Genomic DNA, 25938 nt, shown 5'->3' on the forward strand with positions numbered 1-25938 from the left:
ATCATGTTGAGAATAGGACAAGGCTTTGATGTACATCAATTAACAGAGGACAGACCTTTGATTATCGGCGGTGTCACCATCCCTTATGAAAAGGGACTGCTTGGGCATTCAGACGCTGACGTATTGCTTCACACAGTGGCAGATGCCTGTTTAGGTGCGATTGCTGAAGGAGATATCGGAAGACATTTCCCAGATACGGATCCTGAGTTTAAAGATGCGGATTCTTTTAAATTACTGCAGCATGTGTGGGCACTAGTGAAGGAAAAAGGATACACACTTGTGAATATTGATTGCACCATTATGGCGCAAAAGCCGAAAATGGCTCCTTACATTCAACCAATGTGTGAGAAGATCGCGGAAGCACTTGAAGCGGATGTCACTCAGGTGAATGTTAAAGCAACAACGACAGAGAAACTCGGATTTACAGGAAGAGGCGAAGGAATTGCCTCTCAGGCAACAGTGCTTCTTCAGAAAAAGTAAAATCCATTTTGATGAGAATGGATTTTGATGATAAAATACGTTTATAAAAAATTGGTGTCAGACAACATGATGCAGATGAAAGGAAGTTAAACTCATGGGAAATGAAGTGCGTGTTCGTTATGCACCGAGTCCAACTGGTCATTTACATATTGGGAATGCTAGAACGGCTCTTTTCAACTATTTGTTCGCCCGCAGCCAAGGCGGCAAATTTATTATTCGAATCGAAGATACGGATCAAAAGCGTAATGTAGAGGGCGGAGAAGAAAGTCAGCTTCGCCACCTGCAATGGCTCGGTATTGATTGGGATGAGAGCATTGATAAAGATGGCGGCTACGGTCCTTACAGACAATCAGAACGTAATGATATTTACAAAAAATATTATGACGAGCTGCTAGAGAAAGATTTGGCATATAAGTGCTATTGTACGGCTGAAGAACTAGAGGAAGAGCGAGAAGCACAAATTGCCCGCAGTGAAATGCCTCGATATTCTGGTAAATGTAGTCATTTATCAAAGGAAGAAGAGGACAAGCTGATTGCTGAAGGAAGAGAGCCAAGCATCCGCTTCCGAGTACCAAAAGGAGAAATTATCAAATTTGACGACATGGTCAAAGGTGATATTTCATTTGAAACAGACGGCATCGGTGACTTTGTTATTGTGAAAAAAGATGGCACGCCAACTTATAATTTCGCTGTAGCAGTGGATGATCATTTGATGAAAATGACTCACATTCTTCGCGGAGAAGATCACATTTCGAATACGCCTAAACAAATCATGATCTTCAATGCATTTGGCTGGGACGTCCCACTATTCGGACATATGACGCTAATTGTGAACGAAAACCGTAAAAAATTAAGTAAACGTGATGAATCCATTATTCAATTCATCGAGCAATATAAAAACTTGGGCTATTTACCAGAAGCCTTGTTCAACTTCATTGCTCTACTTGGATGGTCTCCAGTCGGCGAAGAAGAACTATTTACAAAAGAGCAATTCATCGACATTTTCGATGTAAACCGACTTTCTAAGTCACCAGCTCTATTCGATATGCATAAACTAAAATGGGTGAATAACCAATACGTGAAGGCACTTGATCTTGATCAGGTTGTTGCGTTAACACTTCCGCATCTTCAAAAGGCAGGCAAGGTAAGCGAGCAGCTGTCAGACGAAGAAAACACGTGGGTACGCAAGCTTATTTCTCTGTATCACGAACAATTAAGCTATGGAGCAGAAATTGTTGAGTTGACAGAGTTGTTCTTTAAGGAGCAAATTGAGTATAATCAAGAGGCGAAGGAAGTTTTAGCAGAGGAGCAAGTACCAGAAGTTATGTCATCGTTCGCTGGTCAGCTTGAACGACTTGAGTCTTTCACTCCAGATGAAATCAAGGCTGCTATTAAAGCGGTACAAAAAGAAACAGGGCATAAAGGCAAGAAACTATTCATGCCAATTCGTGTGGCTGTCACAGGACAAACGCATGGCCCGGAACTTCCGCAAAGTATTGAACTACTAGGTAAAGAAACGGTACTAAACCGCATTAAGCAAATATAAGGAAATCGTTGCGAGGGAGAAGTACAATGTTTTCGTCCATCACAGAAAGAGTCTTCACCGGCTGAAAGAGACTTATGGGCAGACGTTGGAAATGCACCCTCAAGACCCTTGAGGAACACAAGTACGTTAGTATGCAAGGGCGGTACCCTCCGTTATGGGATTAAGTTGAGAAGGCTGCAAAATAGGGGCATTCTAAACAGAGTGGAACCGCGTTTTCAAAACGTCTCTGTCATATGGCAGAGGCGTTTTTTATTTGTCCAAAAAAGAGAGCAAGTCCTAAGAGAGATTGATGGGGAAGAACGGGGGGAGCATGTGTTTTTCAAAATGCTGAAAGAAGATATTGATACTGTGTTTGATCAAGATCCTGCTGCTAGAAGCTATATTGAAGTAGTGCTAACCTATTCAGGGCTTCATGCGATTTGGGCACATCGTATCGCGCACGCATTTTATAAGCGGAAGCTATTTTTTCTTGCGCGGATCATTTCTCAGGTCAGCCGATTTTTTACAGGGGTGGAGATTCACCCTGCGGCAACCATTGGAAGGCGCTTCTTCATTGACCACGGCATGGGAGTGGTGATTGGGGAAACATGTGAAATTGGAGACAACGTCACTGTTTTCCAAGGCGTGACATTAGGGGGAACAGGGAAAGAAAAGGGAAAGCGGCACCCAACCATTTTAGACGATGCCCTTATTGCGACAGGTGCAAAGGTGCTTGGTTCCATCACAGTTGGAAAAGGGGCCAAGATTGGTGCAGGGTCGGTCGTGTTAAAGAATGTACCCGACCATTCCACCGTTGTTGGTATACCCGGGCGAGTCGTCGTTCAAAATGGAAAGAAAATCAATCGTGATCTCAATCATCAAGATTTGCCAGATCCAATTTCCGATCGTTTCAAAGAATTGGAACGAGAAATGGAAAAGCTAAAAGGTGAGCTGGCTTCATTGAGCAGAAAGGAAGAACAATCATGACAATCAATATTTATAATACATTGACACGTAAGAAGGAAGAATTCATCCCGCTTGAACCAGGAAAGGTCAAGATGTATGTGTGTGGACCTACCGTTTATAACTACATTCATATCGGGAATGCAAGACCTGCTATTGTTTATGACACTGTACGTAAGTATTTAGAATACAGCGGCTATGATGTGAATTTTGTCTCAAACTTTACAGATGTGGATGATAAACTTATCAAAGCAGCCAATGAACTCGGAGAAGATGTTCCGACGATTGCTGACCGCTTTATCCAAGCCTACTTTGAAGACGTCAGTGCACTAGGCTGCAAAAAAGCAGACCTTCACCCGCGAGTGACGGAAAATATGGATGATATCATTGCGTTTATTGCGACATTGATTGAAAAAGGCTACGCCTATGAAGCAGATGGTGACGTGTATTACAGTACACGCTCATTTGAAGGCTACGGAAAGCTTTCTCACCAGTCGATTGATGAGCTGAAGACAGGTGCTCGTATTCGTGTAGGTGAGAAGAAACGAGATGCACTAGATTTTGCTCTATGGAAGGCTGCAAAGGATCAAGAGATCTCATGGGATAGCCCGTGGGGAGAAGGACGCCCGGGTTGGCACATCGAGTGCTCAGCCATGGTCAAAAAATATTTAGGTGATACGATTGATATTCATGCCGGCGGACAGGATTTAACATTCCCTCACCATGAGAATGAAATTGCTCAATCTGAGGCTTTGACAGGGAAACCTTTTGCGAAGTATTGGATGCATAACGGGTATATTAATATTGAGAATGAGAAAATGTCAAAATCACTTGGCAATTTTGTACTCGTACATGACATTGTAAAAGAACAAGATCCTGATGTACTTCGCTTCTTTATGTTGTCGGTTCACTATCGTCATCCAATTAACTACTCCATGGATTTACTAGAGAGTACAAAGAGTGCGTTTAACAGGCTCAAAACGTCGTATGCTAATTTACATCATCGCCTTGAGAGCAGCACGAATATTACTGAAGACAATGCTGAATGGCTAGCGAAGATTGATGAGCAGCGTGCGACATTTATTTCTGAAATGAATGATGACTTCAATACGGCAAATGCGATCTCTGTTTTATTCGAACTAGCGAAACAGTCGAATTATTATATGGAAAATGATCATACTTCGGAGGAAGTGATCAATGCGTTTATTGGCTTATTCCAAGAAATCACGTCTGTTCTTGGCTTCTCATTAGCAGAAAAGCATACGCTTGACGAAGAAGTAGAAGCGTTAATTGAAAAACGCAATGAGGCTAGAAGAAATCGTGACTTTGCGCTGTCTGATCAAATTCGTGACCAGTTAAAGAGCATGAATATTGTATTAGAGGACACTCCTCAAGGTACTCGTTGGAAAAGAGGAGAATAGGTCATGCTGAATTTTGAAAAGGTGAAAGACGGTAAGCAGTTGAACGGACTTGCACTTGCTTATATGGGTGATGCCATTTTTGAAGTCTATGTAAGGCATCACCTCCTCCAAACGGGGGCGACAAAACCAAACGAACTGCACAAGCGAGCTAGTAAGATTGTGTCAGCTAAATCTCAGGCGGCTATTTTGTTTACGCTTCAGCAGCAAGGCTTTTTCACTGAAGCAGAAGAAGCGGTGCTGAAAAGAGGAAGAAATGCGAAATCAGGCACAGTGCCTAAAAACACAGACGTTCAAACGTATCGTTATAGTACGGCGATTGAAGCGCTCATGGGTTATTTATTTATTGAAAAGCAGGACGAACGCTTAGAAGAGCTGATTAGTCAGGCGATTGAAATCGGAACGTCAGGGAGGAAGACAAATGAGTCAGCAACATGATTATGTGATTGGGAAAAATGCAGTGATTGAGACACTGAAGTCAGATCGGGAGTTATACAAGCTCTGGATGGCAGAAAACACTGTAAAAGGACAAGCCCAGCAGGTCATTGAACTCGCTAAAAAGCAAAATATCACCATTCAGTATGTTCCGAGGAAAAAGCTTGATCAAATGGTAACAGGTCAGCACCAGGGAATCGTTGCACAAGTAGCGGCATATGAATATGCAGAGTTGGACGATCTGTATCAAATCGCCGAAAAGCGGAATGAACATCCATTTTTTCTTATTTTAGATGAAATTGAAGACCCGCATAATTTAGGATCCATTATGCGTACGGCAGATGCTGTAGGTGCACATGGGATTGTCATTCCGAAAAGGAGAGCGGTCGGCCTAACGACAACCGTTGCCAAAGCTTCCACTGGGGCAATTGAACATATTCCTGTTGCCAAAGTGACCAATCTTTCAAGAGCTCTTGATGAGATGAAAGAAAGAGGAATCTGGGTCGCGGGAACAGATGCGTCTGCTAAACAGGATTACAGACAATTTGATGGCACAATGCCGCTTGCTCTTGTGATCGGCAGTGAAGGAAAAGGGATTGGTCGATTGATCAAGGAAAAGTGTGATTTTCTAATTAAGCTGCCTATGGCCGGGAAGGTTACGTCGTTAAACGCATCAGTTGCCGCTGGTCTATTGATGTATGAAGTGTATCGAAAACGTTATCCGTTAGGAGAATAGAGATGGATATCCTCTTAGTCGATGGATACAACATGATAGGTGCATGGCCTAGGCTGCAGCACTTAAAGGAAAACAGCTTTGAAGAAGCCAGAGACGTACTGATTCAAAATTTAGCAGAATATCAAGCATACACAGGGTATCGAGTCATTGTCGTATTCGATGCCCATATGGTCAAAGGAATTGAAAAAAAGCGGATCAACCACCGAGTAGAGGTCATCTTTACAAGAGAAAATGAAACAGCTGATGAGCGGATTGAAAAGCTGGCGCAGGATTTGAATAATATTCGGACACAAATTCATGTGGCGACCTCAGACTTCACAGAACAGTGGGCAATTTTTGGACAGGGAGCTCTTCGGAAGTCGGCTCGGGAGCTTTTAAGAGAGATTGAAGTGATAGAACGAAAGATTGAGACGAGAGTCAAAAAGATTACTTCTGATAAACCAGTATCTAAGATTGAATTGTCAGAAGATGTATTGAAAACGTTTGAAAAATGGCGGCGGGGAAATCTGGATTAGCTTGACGATATTTCAACCAATAATGTATAATATTTCTATCTAGGTGCGGTCGGGGGGATCGAAGTGAATCTAAACAACAGCAAGGGTAAGTCCATCAGAGAGCAATTTTGCCAGTTGGAAGATGAACAAGTCATTGAAAGGGTTCATGTCGGAGATAGTGATGCGCTAGATTATTTAATAACGAAATACCGCAATTTTGTACGTGCGAAAGCAAGATCTTATTTCTTGATTGGAGCGGATCGCGAGGACATTGTCCAAGAGGGGATGATCGGACTTTATAAGTCTATCCGCGATTTCAGAGAGGACAAGCTTACTTCATTTAAGGCTTTTGCAGAATTATGTATTACCCGCCAAATTATCACCGCAATCAAAACAGCTACTCGCCAAAAACACATCCCGTTAAATTCCTATGTATCATTAGACAAGCCAATATATGACGAAGAATCGGACAGAACATTGTTGGACGTCATTTCCGGTGCTAAAGCGCTTAACCCAGAAGATTTAATCATTAGCAAAGAAGAATTTGATGATATCGAAATGAAAATGGGTGAACTACTAAGCGAGCTGGAAAGAAAGGTGCTTGTGCTTTATCTTGATGGCAGATCCTATCAAGAGATTTCTGAAGATTTAAACCGTCATGTGAAATCAATTGATAACGCACTCCAAAGAGTAAAGAGAAAATTAGAGAAATATTTAGAGCTTCGCGAGATTAGTCTGTAATCAAACCTATATTGACAGCTTTTTCGACACTGTGATAAGGTACTAAGGAAATGATGTCGAGAAAATAGGTGTAAATATGAGGAAAAAGATTACTCTAGCCTGTAAAGACTGCGGAAGCCGTAATTATACGACAATGAAAAGTGTTGCTTCAGCAGCTGAAAGATTAGAAGTTAAGAAATATTGCAAGACTTGTAATTCACATAAAACACATTTAGAAACGAAGTAAGATTTGCGTTCTTTAATCTGTGGAGGTCTTTTACATGCGTATTATCAGTTTCTTAAAAAGTGTCGGGAAAGAAATGAAAAAGGTCAGCTGGCCAAAGAAAAACGAAATGGTCCGCTACACGATCACTGTTATTTTAACAGTCGTATTCTTTGCAATCTTTTTCTCTTTTCTTGATATAGGAATCTCACAATTAATCGAATTAATTCATTAATACTTGAATAATGGTCTGCTGAACGTGCTATAATAGATCATAATATGACTTGCCAAAAAACCCGTTTTACGGGTTTTTTCAATTGCTTGAAAATATTTACCGGTACTCGAGATTCGTCAAATAGACATTACGAAATGTGGGGAGGGAAGGACTGAATAGTCCTGAACGAAAATGGAAAAGAATTGGTATGTTGTGCATACGTACTCTGGCTATGAAAACAAAGTAAAAGCAAACTTAGAAAAGCGTGTTGAATCAATGGGCATGCAGGATAAAATCTTCCGTGTCGTCGTACCAGAAGAAGAAGAAACGGATATTAAAAATGGTAAGAAAAAAGTCGTCAAAAAGAAAGTATTCCCTGGCTATGTCCTAGTGGAAATCGTGATGACTGACGACTCTTGGTATGTTGTTCGTAATACACCAGGTGTGACAGGGTTCGTTGGATCAGCTGGATCAGGCTCAAAGCCGACTGCGCTGCTGCCAGGCGAAGCCGAAACCATTCTGAAGAGAATGGGTCTTGAAGAACGCAAAACAGAAATTGACTTTGAATTGAAAGAAACAGTCAAGGTCATCGACGGACCATTTGCTAACTTCACTGGCTCTATAGAAGAGATTGATTACGATAAAAGCAAAGTCAAAGTATTCGTTAATATGTTTGGTAGAGAAACACCTGTGGAACTTGAGTTCACGCAGATCGATAAATTGTAATTCAAAAGAGCTTGAAATGAGTGTATAGAAGTGGTAATATAGCAAAGGTACGTCTTGAGTTCGCTCAAGATCGCTAGCTAGTTATTTCGTCATTCATATAAAGAATGAAGTTGTTGAGTGGGAGGGGGATTCCCCTATTACCACATCACGGACTTTAAGGAGGTGTGTCTCGTGGCTAAAAAAGTAGTAAAAGTTGTTAAATTGCAAATTCCTGCTGGAAAAGCTAACCCAGCTCCACCAGTTGGACCTGCACTAGGTCAAGCCGGTGTTAATATCATGGGATTCTGTAAGGAGTTTAACGCTCGTACAGCTGACCAAGCTGGTCTTATCATTCCTGTTGAAATTTCGGTTTTTGAAGACCGTTCATTTACATTTATTACTAAAACTCCACCTGCTGCAGTTTTACTTAAAAAAGCAGCTGGTATTGAGTCTGGTTCTGGTGAACCTAACCGTAATAAAGTGGCAACTGTTAAGCGTGATAAAGTACGCGAAATCGCGGAAACAAAAATGCCTGACTTAAACGCTGCTAGCGTTGAATCAGCTATGCGTATGGTTGAAGGTACTGCACGCAGTATGGGTATTGTCATCGAAGATTAATTTTTTGTCTTGTTGGGTTGCGAGTTTGGTTTTGACAAGTTCGCAACCCTTATTCGTGGGAGGTTATTCCGCTAAAACCACATAAGGAGGATTTTTATAATGGCTAAAAAAGGTAAAAAGTATGTAGAAGCTGCTAAGCTGATCGAACGTACTAAAGCGTATGATGTAGCTGAAGCTGTTTCTCTTACAAAAAAAGCAAATACAGCGAAATTTGATGCGACTGTAGAAGTTGCTTTTCGTTTGGGTGTAGACCCTCGTAAAAACGATCAACAAATCCGCGGTGCAGTTGTACTTCCTAACGGAACTGGTAAAACTCAACGCGTTCTTGTGTTCGCTAAAGGCGAAAAAGCGAAAGAAGCAGAAGCTGCTGGAGCAGACTATGTTGGAGATTCTGATTACATCACTAAAATCCAACAAGGCTGGTTCGAATTCGATGTAATCGTTGCGACACCTGACATGATGGGTGAAGTTGGTAAGATCGGTCGTGTACTTGGACCAAAAGGTCTTATGCCAAACCCTAAAACAGGAACTGTTACATTCGAAGTAGAAAAAGCAATCAATGAAATCAAAGCTGGTAAAGTAGAATACCGCGTTGATAAAGCTGGTAACATCCACGCGCCAATCGGAAAGGTTTCTTTCGAGGACGAAAAGCTTGTTGAGAACTTTGCAACAATCTATGACACAATCCTTAAAGCAAAACCTGCAGCGGCTAAAGGTGTATACGTGAAAAACGTTTCTGTTACATCTACTATGGGCCCTGGCGTGAAAGTGGATCCATCTTCTTTCTCTGCAAAATAAATCTTGACTTATCACAATCATTTTGATAATATCAAAATGTTGTAAAATAGAATATGTCCATTTATACCGTAGACAGCAGGGGCCTTATGGCTTAATTAACCCGCCGAGGTGTATATGTCACAGTCTTACGTTAACGTATGCTTGTATATACAGCCTCCATGTCTTAATGGAGGCTTTTTATATGGAGAACCGTTCGTTAGGAACGTGATGGCCTGATCGGTATAAGTGTTACACAAAGAATGTACAGGAGGTGTAACCATGAGCAATGCAATCGATACTAAAAAAGTTGTCGTTGATGAAATTACTTCTAAATTTAAAGACAGTATGTCTACTGTAATTGTAGATTACCGTGGTCTTTCAGTTTCTGAAGTGACTGAACTTCGTAAACAACTTCGTGAAGCTGGCGTAGAATTCAAAGTTTACAAAAATACTTTGACTCGCCGTGCAGTTGAACAAGTTGAACTAACGGGTTTAAACGATTTCTTAACAGGTCCAAACGCTATCGCATTCAGTAACGAAGATGTTATCGCACCTGCGAAAATCATCAACGAATTTGCGAAAAGCCACGAAGCTTTAGAAATCAAAGCTGGCGTTATCGAAGGAAACGTAGCGACTGTAGAAGAAGTGAAGGCTCTTGCGGAACTTCCGTCTCGCGAAGGCTTACTTTCTATGTTGCTTAGCGTTCTTCAAGCTCCAGTTCGTAACCTTGCTCTTGCTACTAAAGCAGTTGCAGAACAAAAAGAAGAACAAGGCGCTTAATGCGTACTTCACGTAAAAAAACTTAAAATGGAGGAATTACAAATGGCTTTAAATATCGAAGAAATTATTGCTTCAGTTAAAGAAGCAACTGTACTTGAATTAAACGACTTAGTAAAAGCAATCGAAGAAGAATTTGGCGTAACTGCTGCTGCTCCTGTAGCTGTAGCTGCTGCTGCTGGTGGCGCTGCTGAAGAGAAAACTGATTTTGATCTAGTACTTGCTGGTGCTGGAGACCAAAAAATCAAAGTTATCAAAGTGGTTCGTGAAATCACTGGTCTTGGCTTGAAAGAAGCTAAAGAACTTGTTGACAACACTCCAAAACCACTTAAAGAAGGTATTGCTAAAGAAGAAGCTGAAGAACTTAAAGCTAAGCTTGAAGAAGTTGGCGCTTCTGTAGAAGTTAAGTAATCTTCGCCTAATCTTTTGGGAAAGCTCGCTTTTACTGGCGGGCTTTTTCTTTTCTAATCTCCTGAAACGATTGAATCCAGAGGAGGTCCATTCACCATGAGTGACCACTATTATACGGAAAAGCCATCAGTGAAAAGCAATAAACAGACATGGGACTTCACCTTGAGAAACCGTACCTTTACTTTTACAAGTGACAGTGGAGTGTTTTCTAAGAAAGAAGTCGACTTTGGTTCAAGGCTTTTAATTGAAGCTTTTGAAGAACCTGACTTGGATGGCGATGTCTTGGATGTCGGTTGCGGTTATGGACCGATCGGCTTATCGTTAGCAAACGAAATGACGGGCCGCACCATTCATATGATTGATGTGAACGAAAGAGCAGTCGAACTTTCAAAGGAAAACGCTAAACATAATCGCATTGATAATATCCGCATCTATCAAAGTGATTTGTTCTCGAATGTTCATTCATCAGCTGCTTTTGCCTCTATACTGACCAATCCCCCGATACGGGCAGGGAAGAAAGTTGTACATGCGATCTTTGAAAAAAGTGCTGATCATTTATTGCCGGAAGGTGAGTTGTGGGTGGTTATTCAGAAAAAGCAAGGTGGACCATCTGCGATTGAGAAATTAGAGCAGCTTTTTGGAGAAGTCGAGGTAGTATTGAAAAAAAAGGGCTACTATATTATCAAAGCTAAAAAAGTTTGACGCAGTTTCCTAGCTGTGTTAACATTATAAAATGCCAATGTGTATATTTTGCTTGATAGGCTTAAAAAACAACTATTTTGTATAAATTATGCATACTTGGGAAAACTAATAAAATCGGTATTTGTTTTTGGATGTGGTTTTCTTATTTTAGAAACCCTTTTTTCTTTTGTCTTGTAAAAGTATTTCTTTACTGACATTTGAAAGGCTGAAATACTTTTTACACATATAATACGCATGATTTGAGGGGTGAATCAGTTGACAGGTCAACTAGTTCAGTATGGACGACACCGCCAGCGCAGAAGCTACGCACGCATAAGCGAAGTGTTAGAATTACCAAATCTCATTGAAATTCAAACCTCTTCTTATCAGTGGTTTCTTGATGAGGGTCTTAGAGAGATGTTTCAAGATATATCCCCAATTGAGGATTTTACTGGTAACCTTTCTCTTGAATTCATTGATTACAGCCTAGGGGATCCTAAGTATCCTGTAGCAGAATCAAAAGAACGTGATGTAACTTACTCTGCTCCACTAAGAGTAAAAGTTCGTTTAATTAACAAAGAAACTGGAGAAGTAAAAGACCAAGACGTGTTCATGGGTGATTTCCCAATCATGACTGACACAGGTACTTTTATCATTAACGGTGCGGAACGTGTAATCGTTTCTCAGTTAGTACGTTCTCCAAGTGTATATTTCAGTGGTAAAGTAGACAAAAACGGTAAAAAAGGTTTTACTGCGACTGTCATTCCAAACCGTGGCGCATGGTTAGAATACGAAACTGATGCGAAGGATGTAGTCTATGTACGCATCGATCGCACACGTAAGTTGCCGGTTACGGTTCTTTTGCGTGCTCTCGGCTTCAGCTCTGATCAAGAGATTCTTGACCTCATTGGCGAGAATGAATACTTACGCAACACGCTGGAAAAAGACAATACAGAGAATGCTGATAAAGCACTTCTCGAAATCTACGAGCGCCTCCGTCCTGGAGAGCCGCCAACTGTGGAAAATGCGAAAAGCCTGCTAGACTCTCGCTTCTTCGATCCGAAGAGATATGACCTAGCAAATGTTGGGCGCTACAAGATTAATAAGAAGCTTCATATTAAAAATAGACTGTTCAATCAAAAATTGGCTGAAACGTTAGTAGATCCTGAAACAGGTGAAATTCTAGCAGAAAAAGGTCAAATTTTAGACAGAAGAGTTCTTGATAAAGTTCTTCCATACTTAGAAAACGGCATCGGATTTAGAAAGCTTTATCCAAATGGTGGCGTAGTAGAAGATGAAGTAGAACTTCAATCTATTAAGATTTATGCACCGTCTGATCAAGAAGGCGAGCAAGTGATCAACGTGATCGGAAATGCATATGTAGAGGAAGCTGTGAAAAACATCACGCCTTCTGACATCATCGCATCGATCAGTTACTTCTTCAACCTTCTTCATGGTGTAGGTGACACAGATGATATCGACCACCTAGGTAACCGTCGTCTGCGTTCTGTAGGTGAACTTCTGCAAAACCAATTCCGTATTGGTTTAAGCAGAATGGAGCGTGTTGTTCGTGAAAGAATGTCGATCCAAGACACAAACACGATCACACCTCAGCAGCTGATCAACATCCGTCCTGTGATCGCTTCTATCAAAGAGTTCTTTGGTAGCTCTCAGCTTTCTCAGTTCATGGATCAAACAAACCCGCTTGCTGAATTGACGCACAAACGTCGTCTGTCAGCGCTTGGACCGGGTGGTTTGACACGTGAGCGTGCAGGAATGGAAGTTCGTGACGTGCACTACTCTCACTATGGCCGTATGTGTCCGATTGAAACACCAGAGGGTCCAAACATTGGTTTGATCAACTCTCTATCTTCATTTGCAAAAGTAAATCGTTTCGGATTTATTGAAACACCTTACCGTCGGGTTGATCCTGAAACAGGTAAAGTAACACCGAGAATCGATTACTTAACTGCGGATGAAGAGGATAACTACGTAGTAGCACAAGCAAACGCTATATTAGGTGAAGATGGTTCGTTTATCGATGATAATATCATTGCTCGTTTCAGAGGGGAAAACACCGTTGTTCCTCGAAACCGCGTTGACTACATGGATGTTTCGCCAAAGCAGGTTGTTTCTGCAGCGACAGCATGTATCCCGTTCTTAGAAAACGATGACTCTAACCGTGCTCTAATGGGAGCGAACATGCAACGTCAGGCTGTGCCTTTGATGCAGCCGGAATCACCGATTGTTGGTACAGGTATGGAGTATGTATCAGGTAAAGACTCTGGTGCTGCTGTGATCTGTCGCTATCCAGGTGTTGTAGAACGTGTTGAAGCAAAAAATATTTGGGTTCGCCGTTATGAAGACGTTGACGGACAACAAGTCAAAGGAAACCTAGACAAATACAGCTTGCTGAAATTTGTCCGCTCTAACCAAGGGACTTGCTACAACCAGCGTCCAATCGTAAGTGTTGGGGATGAAGTCGTAAAAGGAGAAATCCTTGCAGACGGTCCTTCAATGGAAAAAGGTGAATTGGCTCTAGGACGTAACGTCATGGTCGGCTTCATGACTTGGGACGGTTATAACTACGAGGATGCGATCATCATGAGTGAGCGCCTTGTAAAAGATGACGTCTACACATCTATTCATATTGAAGAATATGAATCAGAAGCTCGTGATACAAAGCTTGGACCGGAAGAAATCACTCGTGATATTCCAAACGTTGGGGAAGATGCTTTACGCAACCTTGACGAGCGCGGAATCATCCGTATTGGTGCAGAAGTAAAAGACGGAGACCTTCTTGTAGGAAAAGTAACGCCTAAAGGTGTAACTGAACTAACAGCTGAAGAACGTCTATTGCATGCAATTTTCGGTGAAAAGGCTCGTGAAGTACGTGATACGTCTCTACGTGTACCACACGGCGGCGGTGGAATCATCCACGATGTCAAAGTCTTTAACCGTGAAGATGGAGATGAACTTCCTCCAGGTGTAAACCAATTAGTCCGTGTATACATCGTTCAGAAGCGTAAAATTTCTGAAGGTGACAAAATGGCCGGACGACATGGTAACAAAGGGGTTATCTCTAAAATCCTTCCAGAAGAAGATATGCCGTATCTTCCAGACGGAACACCGATTGATATCATGTTAAACCCTCTAGGGGTACCATCTCGTATGAACATCGGTCAGGTACTTGAGCTTCATATGGGTATGGCTGCACGTTACCTTGGCATCCACATTGCGTCACCAGTATTCGATGGTGCGCGCGAGGAAGATGTTTGGGAAACGCTTGAAGAAGCAGGTATGTCCCGTGATGCGAAAACAGTCCTTTATGATGGTCGAACTGGTGAACCATTCGACAACCGTGTATCTGTCGGAATCATGTACATGATCAAACTGGCTCACATGGTTGACGATAAACTTCACGCACGTTCAACTGGACCATACTCACTTGTTACGCAGCAGCCACTTGGCGGTAAAGCACAGTTTGGTGGTCAGCGTTTCGGAGAGATGGAGGTATGGGCACTTGAAGCATACGGTGCAGCATACACACTTCAAGAGATCTTAACAGTTAAATCGGATGACGTTGTGGGACGTGTGAAAACATACGAAGCCATCGTCAAAGGGGATAACGTACCTGAACCAGGTGTCCCTGAATCATTCAAAGTGTTAATCAAAGAACTTCAAAGTTTAGGTATGGATGTTAAAATCCTATCTGGCGATGAAGAAGAGATAGAAATGAGAGATTTAGAAGACGATGAGGAAACGAAGAAAGCAGACGGATTAGCGTTATCTAATGACGAAGATGCTGCAGACCTCGCACCTGTCGATCTTGAACGTGACGCAGTCACAAAAGAATAGCAGAAACGATTAGAGCAAGTGACTAGGGTATAACCCGAAGATTAAAAGGGAGGTAGGCCCCTTGCTAGATGTGAACAATTTTGAGTATATGAACATCGGTCTCGCATCACCTGATAAAATCCGTTCTTGGTCTTTTGGTGAAGTGAAAAAGCCTGAAACGATTAACTATCGTACACTGAAACCTGAAAAAGATGGTCTCTTTTGTGAACGTATCTTCGGACCGCAAAAAGACTGGGAATGTCATTGTGGAAAGTATAAACGCGTTCGTTATAAGGGTGTTGTATGTGACCGTTGTGGTGTAGAAGTAACACGGGCAAAAGTCCGTCGTGAGAGAATGGGGCATATCGAACTGGCTGCCCCAGTTTCCCACATTTGGTATTTCAAAGGTATCCCAAGCCGTATGGGTCTTGTTCTTGATATGTCACCACGTGCGTTAGAAGAAGTGATTTACTTCGCTTCTTACGTCGTGACAGATCCGGGCAACACTCCGCTTGAGAAGAAGCAACTTCTTTCTGAGAAGGAATTCCGTGCTTATTTAGATAAATACGGTAATACATTCCAAGCAGCTATGGGTGCAGAAGCAATCAACAAACTTCTTCAAGATATCGATCTTGTCAAAGAAGTAGATACACTGAAAGAAGAGCTGAAAACTGCTCAAGGGCAGCGTCGTACACGTGCGATTAAACGCCTTGAAGTGTTAGAAGCCTTCCGTAACTCAGGAAACAAACCATCTTGGATGATTCTTGATGTACTTCCGGTTATTCCACCAGAATTACGTCCAATGGTTCAGCTTGATGGTGGGCGTTTTGCTACTTCTGACTTAAACGACCTTTATCGTCGTGTCATCAACCGTAACAATCGTCTGAAACGTTTATTAGATCTTGGCGCGCCAAGCATCATCGTTCAGAACGAGAAGCGTATGCTTCAAGAAGCTGTCGATGCCTTGATTGATAATGGACGTAGAGGTAGACCTGTAACAGGACCAGGAAATAGACCATTGAAATCTCTTTCTCACATGTTGAAAGGGAAACAAGGACGTTTCCGTCAAAACTTGCTTGGTAAACGTGTTGACTATTCTGGACGTTCCGTAATCGTTGTAGGACCACATTTGAAAATGTATCAATGTGGACTTCCGAAAGAAATGGCTCTTGAGTTATTCAAACCATTCGTGATGAAGGAGCTTGTTGAAAAAGGATTAGCTCACAATATCAAGAGTGCGAAGCGTAAAATTGAGCGCGTGCAACCGGAAGTATGGGATGTCTTAGAATCCGTCATTCGTGAGCATCCAGTTTTACTAAACCGTGCACCAACTCTTCACAGACTTGGTATTCAAGCGTTTGAACCTACACTTGTGGAAGGACGCGCAATTCGTCTGCATCCACTTGTATGTACAGCCTACAACGCTGACTTTGACGGTGACCAAATGGCGGTTCACGTACCATTATCTGCTGAAGCTCAAGCTGAAGCTCGTATCTTAATGCTTGCTGCTCAAAACATTTTGAACCCGAAAGATGGAAAACCTGTTGTTACGCCATCTCAGGATATGGTGCTTGGTAACTACTACCTTACACTTGAGCGTAAAGATGCTATCGGAGAAGGTATGGTCTTCAAAGATACTGACGAAGCCCTTTTAGCTTATCAAAATGGTTATGTACATCTTCATACACGCGTAGCTGTTGCAGCTAGCTCGTTGAAGAATGTGACATTCACTGATGAACAGCGTTCTAAATTGTTGATTACAACAGTTGGAAAACTGATCTTTAACGAAATCTTACCGGAATCATTCCCTTACATGAATGAGCCGACAAAGAGCAATATCGAAGAAAAAACGCCTGATCGTTTCTTCCTTGAAAAAGGTGAGGATGTGAAAGCTGCAATCGAGAAACAAGAAATCAATGCGCCGTTCAAAAAAGGTATTTTAGGTAAAATCATTGCGGAAATCTTTAAGAGATTCCATATCACTGAGACATCTAAAATGCTTGACCGCATGAAGAATCTTGGTTTCAGATACTCTACTAAAGCCGGTATTACGGTTGGTGTGTCTGATATCGTCGTATTAGATGATAAGCAGCAAATTCTTGAAGAAGCACAAGCAAAAGTAGATAACGTTATGAAGCAATTCAGACGTGGTTTGATTACAGAAGAAGAGCGTTATGAGAGAGTCATTTCAATCTGGAGTTCTTCTAAAGATGTCATCCAGGGTAAACTGATGAAGTCCCTCGATGAAGTCAACCCAATCTACATGATGAGTGACTCTGGAGCGCGTGGTAACGCATCTAACTTCACTCAGCTGGCTGGTATGCGTGGTCTGATGGCCAACCCGGCTGGACGTATCATCGAACTTCCGATTAAATCTAGTTTCCGTGAAGGTTTAACAGTATTGGAATACTTTATTTCCACTCACGGAGCGCGTAAAGGTCTTGCCGATACAGCTCTTAAAACAGCTGATTCAGGTTACCTCACGCGTCGTCTCGTTGACGTTGCGCAGGATGTTATCATCCGCGAAACAGATTGCGGTACAGACCGCGGGATTTTGGCGAAGTCCATTAAAGAAGGAAATGAAATCATTGAGAAACTTGAAGAGCGTCTTATCGGACGTTTTGCAAGAAAACCAATTGTTCATCCTGAAACGGGCGAAGTCATTGTTGGCGAAAACGAACTAATTGATGAAGATAAAGCACTTGAAGTAGTTGAAGCGGGAATCGAGGAAGTATGGATCCGTTCAGCATTTACATGTAACACGCCGCATGGTGTATGTAAACGATGCTACGGCCGTAACCTTGCAACTGGTACTGACGTTGAAGTCGGTGAAGCAGTTGGAATTATCGCTGCACAATCTATCGGTGAACCAGGAACACAGCTTACAATGCGTACGTTCCACACAGGTGGGGTAGCAGGAGACGATATCACACAAGGTTTACCTCGTATCCAAGAGCTATTTGAAGCGCGTAATCCGAAAGGGCAAGCGACCATCTCTGAAATCGATGGTGTCGTTGCTGAAATTAACGATGTTCGTGACAAGCAACAGGAAATTGTGGTTCAAGGCGAAGTTGAAACTCGTTCTTACACAGCTCCTTACAATGCACGTCTGAAAGTTGTTGAAGGTGACAAAGTCACTCGTGGTCAAGTACTGACAGAAGGTTCAATCGATCCGAAAGAACTTCTTAAAGTGACTGACATGACAGCTGTTCAAGAATATCTGCTTCATGAAGTACAAAAAGTATACCGCATGCAAGGGGTAGAAATCGGAGATAAGCACGTTGAGGTAATGGTTCGCCAAATGCTTCGTAAAGTGCGTGTCGCTGACGCAGGGGATACAGATGTATTACCAGGCACACTTCTTGATGTACACCAATTCACTGAAGCGAACAAAAAAGTACTATTCGAAGGCAAGCGTCCTGCGACAGGCCGCCCAGTTCTTCTCGGTATTACAAAAGCGTCGCTTGAAACAGACTCATTCTTGTCTGCAGCATCCTTCCAAGAAACGACTCGTGTCCTAACAGATGCGGCGATCAAAGGAAAACGTGATGAACTGCTTGGCTTGAAAGAGAATGTTATCATTGGTAAACTTGTTCCTGCTGGAACAGGCATGCCAAACTACCGTAAAGTTAAGCCGGTTTCGCAAGTGCAACCGTCTGACGATATGGTGCCTGTAGAGTAATCTTTCTCGTGAGATTCCTATAAAATCATCAAAAAATGGTGAAGGATGTCAAGATAATCTGTTTTACGATATTGACATCCTTCTGCCATGATGATAATATAACCAAGGTGCTCAAAATAAAACCTGTTACTTTGGAGGATATTCGATGTCTTATGATAAAGTATCACAGGCTCAATCCATTATTATTGGTACGAAGCAAACAGTAAAAGCTCTGAAACGAGATTCAGTAAAGGAAATCGTCGTAGCGAAAGATGCTGATCCTGCTTTAACAGCTAGTGTAACAAAACTAGCGCAAGAGAAGGGTGTAGACATTTTAGTGGTAGATTCCATGAAAAAGCTCGGCAAAGCCTGCGGAATTGAGGTTGGGGCAGCAGCTGTTGCCATTATGTTATAGCGTACTTGATTTGTTTTTGCATGTGTAAATGCAAAAGCATTGTTTTTTGCCTTTTGATGAACCACCTGGGTATGTGGGTTATAAAAAAAGTAATGAAGGGAGGAATAACAACATGCCTACAATTAATCAGCTAATACGCAAAGGACGCGTGAGTAAAGTTGAAAACTCAAAGTCTCCTGCACTTAACAAAGGATACAACAGTTTCAAAAAAGAGCACACTAACGTAACATCTCCACAGAAGCGCGGGGTTTGTACTCGTGTCGGTACAATGACACCGAAAAAACCAAACTCAGCACTACGTAAATATGCTCGTGTACGTTTGTCTAACCTGATTGAGGTAACAGCTTACATTCCTGGTATCGGACATAACCTACAAGAGCACAGTGTAGTACTTATCCGTGGCGGACGTGTAAAAGACTTACCGGGTGTACGTTACCACATCGTTCGTGGTGCGCTTGATACTGCCGGAGTTGACGGTCGTATGCAAGGACGTTCTAAATACGGAACAAAACGCCCTAAACAAAGCAAGTAATACAAACAAACATAAGGGTTTTTAGAAGTTGAGATCAGATCAGTGGAGCCAGGCAACTGACAATGAAACTGAGATGAAAGACAGCTAGAAATCCTTTTAAAAGAGAAGGGAGGCTATTCAGATGCCACGTAAAGGTCCTGTAGCAAAAAGAGACGTTTTGCCAGATCCAATTTACAATTCTAAACTTGTATCTCGTTTGATCAACAAAATGATGATCGACGGTAAAAGAGGAAAGTCACAAACAATTCTCTACAAGTCATTTGATATCATCAAAGAACGTACTGGTAATGAAGCGATGGAGGTTTTCGAACAAGCCTTGAAAAACATCATGCCAGTTCTTGAAGTTAAAGCACGTCGTGTAGGTGGAGCTAACTACCAAGTTCCTGTAGAAGTTCGCCCAGACCGTCGTACTACTTTAGGTCTTCGCTGGTTAGTAAACTACGCTCGTCTTCGTGGAGAAAAAACGATGGAAGAGCGTCTTGCTAACGAAATTCTTGACGCAGCTAACAACACTGGTGCTGCTGTTAAGAAACGTGAAGATACACACAAAATGGCAGAAGCGAACAAAGCATTCGCTCACTACCGCTGGTAGGATTTATACCAAACTAAAAAAACTATTTCCTAATAAGGAAGGAGAAATTACCCAATGGCAAGAGAGTTCTCCTTAGACAAAACTCGTAATATTGGTATCATGGCTCACATCGATGCCGGTAAAACGACAACGACTGAGCGTATCTTGTACTACACTGGTCGTATCCATAAAATTGGTGAAACTCACGAAGGAGCTTCCCAAATGGACTGGATGGAGCAGGAGCAAGAACGTGGTATTACAATCACTTCTGCTGCTACTACAGCACAATGGAAAGGTTACCGTGTAAACATCATCGATACACCAGGACACGTAGACTTCACTGTTGAAGTTGAACGTTCTTTACGTGTACTTGATGGTGCGGTTGCTGTTCTTGATGCACAATCAGGTGTAGAGCCACAAACTGAAACAGTTTGGCGTCAAGCAACAACTTACGGAGTACCTCGTATCGTATTCGTTAACAAAATGGATAAAACCGGTGCGGACTTCCTTTACTCTGTAAGCACATTAAGAGACCGTCTTCAAGCGAACGCTCATGCAATTCAATTGCCGATCGGCGCTGAAGATCAATTCGAAGGAATCATCGACCTTGTAGATAACGTAGCTTATTTCTATGAAGATGACCTTGGAACTCGCTCTGATGCAAAAGAAATCCCTGCTGAGTATAAAGACAAAGCTGCAGAGCTTCGCAACAGCCTAATTGAAGCTGTCGCTGAGCTTGATGAAGAGCTTATGGAAAAATACCTTGAGGGTGAAGAAATTACAATTCCTGAATTGAAAGCTGCAATCCGTAAAGGAACGTTGAATGTTGAATTCTACCCTGTTCTTGTTGGATCTGCTTTCAAAAACAAAGGTGTTCAGCTTGTACTTGACGCTGTGCTTGACTACCTTCCTGCACCAACTGATGTTGCTGCAATCAAAGGTACCTTGCCAGATACGAATGAAGAGGTTGTACGTGAGTCTACTGATGACGCACCATTCGCAGCTCTTGCATTTAAAGTTATGACTGACCCTTATGTTGGGAAACTAACTTTCTTCCGCGTATACTCTGGAACACTTGATTCTGGATCTTACGTGAAGAACTCTTCTAAGAACAAGCGTGAACGTGTTGGACGTATCCTTCAAATGCACGCAAACAGCCGTGAAGAAATCTCTACTGTTTACGCAGGGGATATCGCAGCAGCTGTAGGTCTTAAAGATACATCAACTGGTGACACTCTTTGTGACGAGAAAAGCCTTGTTATCCTTGAGTCTATGGAATTCCCAGAGCCAGTTATCGATGTAGCAATCGAGCCTAAATCTAAGGCTGACCAAGATAAAATGGGTATCGCTTTAGCTAAACTAGCTGAAGAGGATCCAACATTCCGTACACAAACAAACACTGAAACTGGTCAAACGATCATCTCTGGTATGGGTGAACTTCACCTTGATATCATTGTTGACCGTATGAAGCGTGAGTTCAAGGTTGAAGCTAACGTAGGAGCACCTCAAGTTGCGTACCGTGAAACATTCCGTTCTGGTGCAAAAGTTGAAGGTAAATTCGTACGTCAGTCTGGTGGACGCGGTCAGTTCGGACACGTTTGGATCGAATTCGAACCAAACGAAGAGGGCGCAGGCTTCGAATTCCAAAATGCTATCGTCGGTGGTGTTGTTCCACGTGAATACATCCCAGCAATTCAAGCAGGTCTTGAAGACTCACTTGAAAATGGTGTATTAGCTGGTTTCCCACTAATCGACATCAAAGCAAAATTATTTGATGGATCTTACCACGATGTTGACTCAAACGAAATGGCGTTTAAAATTGCTGCTTCTATGGCATTGAAAAATGCTGTCAGCAAATGTAACCCAGTTCTACTTGAGCCAATGATGAAAGTGGAAGTCGTTATCCCTGAAGAATACATGGGTGACATCATGGGTGATATCACATCTCGTCGTGGACGTGTAGAAGGTATGGAAGCTCGCGGTAACGCTCAAGTTGTTCGCGCTATGGTTCCACTTTCTGAAATGTTCGGATATGCTACTGCACTCCGTTCTAACACACAAGGACGCGGTACTTTCACTATGCACATGGATCACTACGAAGAAGTGCCTAAGAGCATTAGTGAAGAAATCATCAAAAAAAATAAAGGTGAATAATTGATTTTGCCTTTAAACTAAAGTATAACTACTATTGAAGATCAGAAAGTGAGAGGTAACTCTTCACTTTCTATCACTCTATACCAAATACAATGAACCTTTAAGGAGGATTTTTAGAATGGCTAAAGAAAAATTCGACCGTTCCAAATCGCATGCTAACATTGGTACAATTGGACACGTTGACCATGGTAAAACAACTCTAACTGCTGCTATCTCAACAGTTCTTACTAAGAAATCTGGTAAAGGTACAGCTATGGCTTATGACCAAATCGATGGTGCTCCAGAAGAGCGCGAGCGTGGAATCACAATCTCAACTGCACACGTTGAGTATGAAACTGAAACTCGTCACTATGCACACGTAGACTGCCCAGGACACGCTGACTATGTTAAAAACATGATCACTGGTGCTGCTCAAATGGACGGCGCGATCTTAGTAGTATCTGCTGCTGATGGTCCAATGCCACAAACACGTGAGCACATCCTACTTTCTCGTAACGTAGGTGTACCTTACATCGTAGTATTCCTTAACAAATGTGACATGGTTGACGATGAAGAGTTACTTGAACTTGTTGAAATGGAAGTTCGTGACCTTCTTTCTGACTATGACTTCCCTGGTGATGATGTACCAGTTATCAAAGGTTCTGCTCTTAAAGCTCTTGAAGGAGATGCTGATTACGAAGCAAAAATCTTTGAACTTATGGATGCGGTTGATGAGTACATCCCAACTCCAGAGCGTGACACTGAAAAGCCATTCATGATGCCAGTTGAGGACGTATTCTCAATCACTGGTCGTGGAACAGTTGCTACTGGTCGTGTTGAGCGTGGACAAGTTAAAGTCGGTGACGAAGTTGAAATCATCGGTCTTCAAGAAGAAAACGGTAAAACAACTGTTACAGGTGTTGAAATGTTCCGTAAGCTTCTTGACTATGCTGAAGCTGGTGACAACATTGGTGCACTACTTCGTGGTGTATCTCGTGAAGATATCCAACGTGGTCAAGTACTTGCTAAACCAGGTACAATCACTCCACATAGCCGTTTCAAAGCTGAAGTTTATGTACTATCTAAAGATGAGGGTGGACGTCATACTCCATTCTTCGCTAACTACCGTCCGCAGTTCTACTTCCGTACAACTGACGTAACTGGTATCGTACATCTTCCAGAAGGTACTGAAATGGTAATGCCTGGCGATAACACTGAGATGGAAGTTGAACTTATCTCTACTATCGCTATCGAAGAAGGAACTCGTTTCTCTATCCGTGAGGGTGGACGTACTGTAGGTTCTGGCGTCGTTTCAACTATCATTAAGTAATAAACATATCAAAGAGACTCCTTGCAAAAGGGTCTCTTTTTTTGCTTTTCCAGATCAGAACGGCTACTATAAGCTATAGAATCTAATTGGAACCGAGAGGATCACTGGAATGGCAAAGACTTATTTGAAAAAATGGTTAATCGGCGGGGTTGACCAGTGGATTATGATGAAAGAAGATCACACAAGTGAAACGAAGCCTGTTCTTTTATTTTTACATGGTGGGCCCGGTTCTGCTCAAATCAGTTACATCGAGTCCTTTCATGAGGCGCTTGATCAAGATTTCACAGTGGTTCATTGGGACCAGCGAGGTGCGGGACTTTCATATCAAAAGAATCTTCCCGATACATCGATGACTATTCAGCAGTTTATTGAAGATACGATTGAACTGACAGAGAAGGTTCTTTCATATCTAGGTCAATCAAAATTGTATATCGCAGGATACTCGTGGGGATCATTAATCGGTATACAAGCAGTACATAAACGTCCAGATTTATATCATGCTTACTATGGGATTAGTCAGGTGGTAGATGTATTAAAAGAAGATATTGTGTCGTACAAGCTGCTCCTGGAGAAATCCCACCGGAATCAACTATTATCATGGTGTTTCCGATTATTGACGCCTCCTCCATGGAAACGAACATCGTCTCATGCTTTGTTCTCTCTATATAAAGAGTTCGCGAGCGTAGGTCTCACACATAGGTGGAAACCGCTATTGAAAATGTTAAGAGGCTTACTTTTTAGTAAACACTATCAGCTGAATGACAAGTGGAAGTTCCTCAAAGGACAGAAATTTAGCCAAGACAAGCTATGGGATGAACTCATGAATGAGAGCATTGAATACCGAGTTTCTACTATATTAATACCGTGTTACTTTATTAGTGGCGAATATGACATGATTACACCATCTGCTGTATCAAAACCATATGTTGATCAATTAACAGCACCGATTAAAGAGTGGTTCACCTTTAAAGAATCTGCGCATTCCCCGCATCTAGAAGAACCAGAAGAATTTATCCGTACCATAAAAAAGACTGCTGTACATCATCTTCAGGGAAAGCTTGATTTATAGGCTGAACCCCTGTATAATATGAAAAGTGTGCAAATCATAAATTTATCCGATTTATTATTGCAACACGCAGGCCAATTTGGTACAATAGTGCATGTTGGTCTTTGACTGCGATGAAGTGAGAGGTTGCTGACACACCCGGCCGCTTTGCCATGGCAAGGTGATCAGGTTTTTCTCACGGAGAACTGTCTAACGTAAGTAGGCGAAAAGGAGGGAAAATAATGGCAAAACAAAAAATTCGTATTCGTTTAAAAGCATATGATCATAGAATTCTTGATCAATCTGCTGAGAAGATTGTTGAAACGGCTAAGCGTTCTGGTGCTAGTGTATCTGGTCCAATCCCGCTTCCAACTGAAAAATCAGTTTACACAATCCTTCGTGCGGTGCATAAGTACAAAGATTCTCGTGAGCAATTCGAGATGCGTACTCACAAACGTCTAATCGACATCGTGAATCCAACTCCGCAAACAGTTGATGCACTTATGCGTTTAGACTTACCATCTGGTGTAGATATCGAAATCAAACTTTAATTCAAATAGAAAACACATATTATAGGAGGTGTGACGAATGACCAAAGGAATCTTAGGTAGAAAAATTGGTATGACGCAAGTATTCGCAGAAAACGGTGATCTTATCCCTGTAACTGTTGTTGAGGCTGCTGCTAACGTTGTTCTTCAAAAGAAGACTGCTGATACGGATGGCTATGAAGCAATCCAAATCGGTTTTGACGACAAACGTGAAAAGCTTTCTAACAAACCAGAGAAAGGCCACGTTGCTAAAGCGGAAACTGCTCCTAAGCGCTTCGTAAAAGAATTACGCGGTGTGGAGTTAGGTGCGTATGAAGTTGGTCAGGAAGTCAAAGTTGATATTTTCGCAAATGGAGATATCGTAGATGTAACAGGAACATCAAAAGGTAAAGGATTCCAAGGGGCTATCAAGCGCCACGGACAATCACGCGGACCAATGACTCACGGTTCACGTTACCACCGTCGTCCTGGTTCAATGGGACCTGTTGATCCAAACCGTGTATTTAAAGGTAAACTTCTTCCAGGTCGTATGGGCGGAGAGCAAATCACTGTCCAAAACCTTGAGATCGTTAAAGTTGATGCAGAACGCAATCTTCTATTGATCAAAGGAAACGTACCAGGAGCTAAAAAATCTCTAGTAACTGTAAAGAGTGCAGTTAAATCTAAATAACTCTCTTAGGAAAGGAGGA

At 42.1% G+C, this 25938-nt stretch carries 26 protein-coding genes and 2 other annotated features; all 26 genes read left to right on the top strand.

Translation table 11 applies throughout. The features are described 5' to 3' along the window. Positions 1-3: 3 nt before the first annotated feature. The 26 genes from ispF to rplC all read left to right on the top strand — a co-directional run bounded on the left by ispF (position 4) and on the right by rplC (position 25919). Positions 4-480, top strand: a complete 477-nt coding sequence (ispF, locus tag C5695_RS00610) for a 2-C-methyl-D-erythritol 2,4-cyclodiphosphate synthase (protein WP_117728243.1) — start codon at positions 4-6, stop codon at positions 478-480. A 94-nt stretch (positions 481-574) separates the two neighbouring features. Then, a complete protein-coding gene (gene gltX / locus C5695_RS00615) occupies positions 575-2026 on the top strand; it encodes a glutamate--tRNA ligase (protein ID WP_117728246.1) in 1452 nt (483 codons plus the stop codon). Next, positions 2026-2257 (top strand) — a binding site (T-box leader). (Overlaps the previous gene by 1 nt.) Before the next feature lie 81 nt (positions 2258-2338). Then, positions 2339-2992 carry a serine O-acetyltransferase gene (gene cysE / locus C5695_RS00620; RefSeq protein WP_117732957.1) on the top strand — a complete coding sequence of 218 codons (654 nt, stop codon included), beginning with the start codon at positions 2339-2341 and terminating at the stop codon, positions 2990-2992. Then, entirely contained in the window at positions 2989-4389 is a 1401-nt protein-coding gene (gene cysS / locus C5695_RS00625) for a cysteine--tRNA ligase (protein WP_117728248.1), read from the top strand. Before cysE ends, cysS begins: the two co-directional genes overlap by 4 nt. Positions 4390-4392: 3 nt before the next feature. Further along, positions 4393-4824, top strand: coding sequence for a Mini-ribonuclease 3 (locus C5695_RS00630; protein WP_117728250.1), 432 nt, complete (start codon positions 4393-4395; stop codon positions 4822-4824). Next, entirely contained in the window at positions 4808-5557 is a 750-nt protein-coding gene (rlmB, locus tag C5695_RS00635) for a 23S rRNA (guanosine(2251)-2'-O)-methyltransferase RlmB (protein ID WP_117728253.1), read from the top strand. Before C5695_RS00630 ends, rlmB begins: the two co-directional genes overlap by 17 nt. 2 nt (positions 5558-5559) lie before the next feature. Next, a complete protein-coding gene (gene rae1, locus C5695_RS00640) occupies positions 5560-6072 on the top strand; it encodes a ribosome-dependent mRNA decay endonuclease Rae1/YacP (RefSeq protein ID WP_117728255.1) in 513 nt (170 codons plus the stop codon). A gap of 63 nt (positions 6073-6135) precedes the next feature. Further along, positions 6136-6792, top strand: a complete 657-nt coding sequence (sigH, locus tag C5695_RS00645) for an RNA polymerase sporulation sigma factor SigH (RefSeq protein ID WP_008345424.1) — start codon at positions 6136-6138, stop codon at positions 6790-6792. A gap of 76 nt (positions 6793-6868) precedes the next feature. Continuing rightward, positions 6869-7018 carry a 50S ribosomal protein L33 gene (rpmG, locus tag C5695_RS00650; protein WP_008356502.1) on the top strand — a complete coding sequence of 50 codons (150 nt, stop codon included), beginning with the start codon at positions 6869-6871 and terminating at the stop codon, positions 7016-7018. 34 nt (positions 7019-7052) lie between these two features. Next, positions 7053-7229, top strand: coding sequence for a preprotein translocase subunit SecE (gene secE / locus C5695_RS00655; RefSeq protein ID WP_008345422.1), 177 nt, complete (start codon positions 7053-7055; stop codon positions 7227-7229). Positions 7230-7400: 171 nt separating this feature from the next. Next, on the top strand, positions 7401-7934 hold the full coding sequence (nusG, locus tag C5695_RS00660) for a transcription termination/antitermination protein NusG (RefSeq protein WP_003217197.1): 534 nt from the start codon (positions 7401-7403) through the stop codon (positions 7932-7934). Between the two features lie 171 nt (positions 7935-8105). Continuing rightward, positions 8106-8531: a 50S ribosomal protein L11 gene (rplK, locus tag C5695_RS00665; protein WP_003216956.1), complete on the top strand. Its 426-nt coding sequence runs from the start codon at positions 8106-8108 to the stop codon at positions 8529-8531. Between the two features lie 99 nt (positions 8532-8630). Further along, positions 8631-9329 carry a 50S ribosomal protein L1 gene (gene rplA, locus C5695_RS00670; protein ID WP_007496292.1) on the top strand — a complete coding sequence of 233 codons (699 nt, stop codon included), beginning with the start codon at positions 8631-8633 and terminating at the stop codon, positions 9327-9329. Between the two features lie 48 nt (positions 9330-9377). Then, positions 9378-9518: a sequence feature (ribosomal protein L10 leader region), on the top strand. A 69-nt stretch (positions 9519-9587) separates the two neighbouring features. Beyond that, positions 9588-10088: a 50S ribosomal protein L10 gene (rplJ, locus tag C5695_RS00675; protein WP_041084739.1), complete on the top strand. Its 501-nt coding sequence runs from the start codon at positions 9588-9590 to the stop codon at positions 10086-10088. A 42-nt stretch (positions 10089-10130) separates the two neighbouring features. Then, positions 10131-10496, top strand: coding sequence for a 50S ribosomal protein L7/L12 (rplL, locus tag C5695_RS00680; protein ID WP_117728257.1), 366 nt, complete (start codon positions 10131-10133; stop codon positions 10494-10496). A 96-nt stretch (positions 10497-10592) separates the two neighbouring features. Next, a complete protein-coding gene (locus C5695_RS00685) occupies positions 10593-11198 on the top strand; it encodes a class I SAM-dependent methyltransferase (protein ID WP_117728260.1) in 606 nt (201 codons plus the stop codon). 255 nt (positions 11199-11453) lie between these two features. After that, the gene (gene rpoB, locus C5695_RS00690; RefSeq protein ID WP_003217223.1) at positions 11454-15035 is read left to right on the top strand and encodes a DNA-directed RNA polymerase subunit beta; all 3582 of its coding nucleotides are present in this window, start codon (positions 11454-11456) and stop codon (positions 15033-15035) included. Positions 15036-15096: 61 nt separating this feature from the next. After that, positions 15097-18696, top strand: coding sequence for a DNA-directed RNA polymerase subunit beta' (gene rpoC, locus C5695_RS00695; RefSeq protein ID WP_117728262.1), 3600 nt, complete (start codon positions 15097-15099; stop codon positions 18694-18696). A gap of 145 nt (positions 18697-18841) precedes the next feature. Then, positions 18842-19090, top strand: coding sequence for a 50S ribosomal protein L7ae-like protein (locus C5695_RS00700; protein ID WP_003216985.1), 249 nt, complete (start codon positions 18842-18844; stop codon positions 19088-19090). Between the two features lie 112 nt (positions 19091-19202). After that, entirely contained in the window at positions 19203-19622 is a 420-nt protein-coding gene (rpsL, locus tag C5695_RS00705) for a 30S ribosomal protein S12 (protein WP_003216962.1), read from the top strand. A gap of 121 nt (positions 19623-19743) precedes the next feature. After that, a complete protein-coding gene (gene rpsG, locus C5695_RS00710) occupies positions 19744-20214 on the top strand; it encodes a 30S ribosomal protein S7 (protein ID WP_003216884.1) in 471 nt (156 codons plus the stop codon). A gap of 54 nt (positions 20215-20268) precedes the next feature. Further along, on the top strand, positions 20269-22347 hold the full coding sequence (gene fusA, locus C5695_RS00715) for an elongation factor G (RefSeq protein ID WP_117728264.1): 2079 nt from the start codon (positions 20269-20271) through the stop codon (positions 22345-22347). Between the two features lie 118 nt (positions 22348-22465). Next, a complete protein-coding gene (gene tuf, locus C5695_RS00720) occupies positions 22466-23656 on the top strand; it encodes an elongation factor Tu (RefSeq protein ID WP_117728266.1) in 1191 nt (396 codons plus the stop codon). A 109-nt stretch (positions 23657-23765) separates the two neighbouring features. Continuing rightward, the gene (locus C5695_RS00725; RefSeq protein ID WP_117728269.1) at positions 23766-24725 is read left to right on the top strand and encodes an alpha/beta fold hydrolase; all 960 of its coding nucleotides are present in this window, start codon (positions 23766-23768) and stop codon (positions 24723-24725) included. Between the two features lie 218 nt (positions 24726-24943). Beyond that, positions 24944-25252 (top strand): 30S ribosomal protein S10, encoded by a 309-nt coding sequence (rpsJ, locus tag C5695_RS00730; protein WP_003156464.1) that lies wholly within the window; start codon positions 24944-24946, stop codon positions 25250-25252. Positions 25253-25289: 37 nt separating this feature from the next. After that, positions 25290-25919 (top strand): 50S ribosomal protein L3, encoded by a 630-nt coding sequence (gene rplC / locus C5695_RS00735; protein ID WP_117728271.1) that lies wholly within the window; start codon positions 25290-25292, stop codon positions 25917-25919. The last annotated feature ends 19 nt before the right edge of the window (positions 25920-25938 follow it).

Origin of the sequence: Bacillus pumilus (assembly GCF_003431975.1) — a bacterium.
Classification (GTDB): Bacteria; Bacillota; Bacilli; order Bacillales; family Bacillaceae; genus Bacillus; species Bacillus pumilus_N.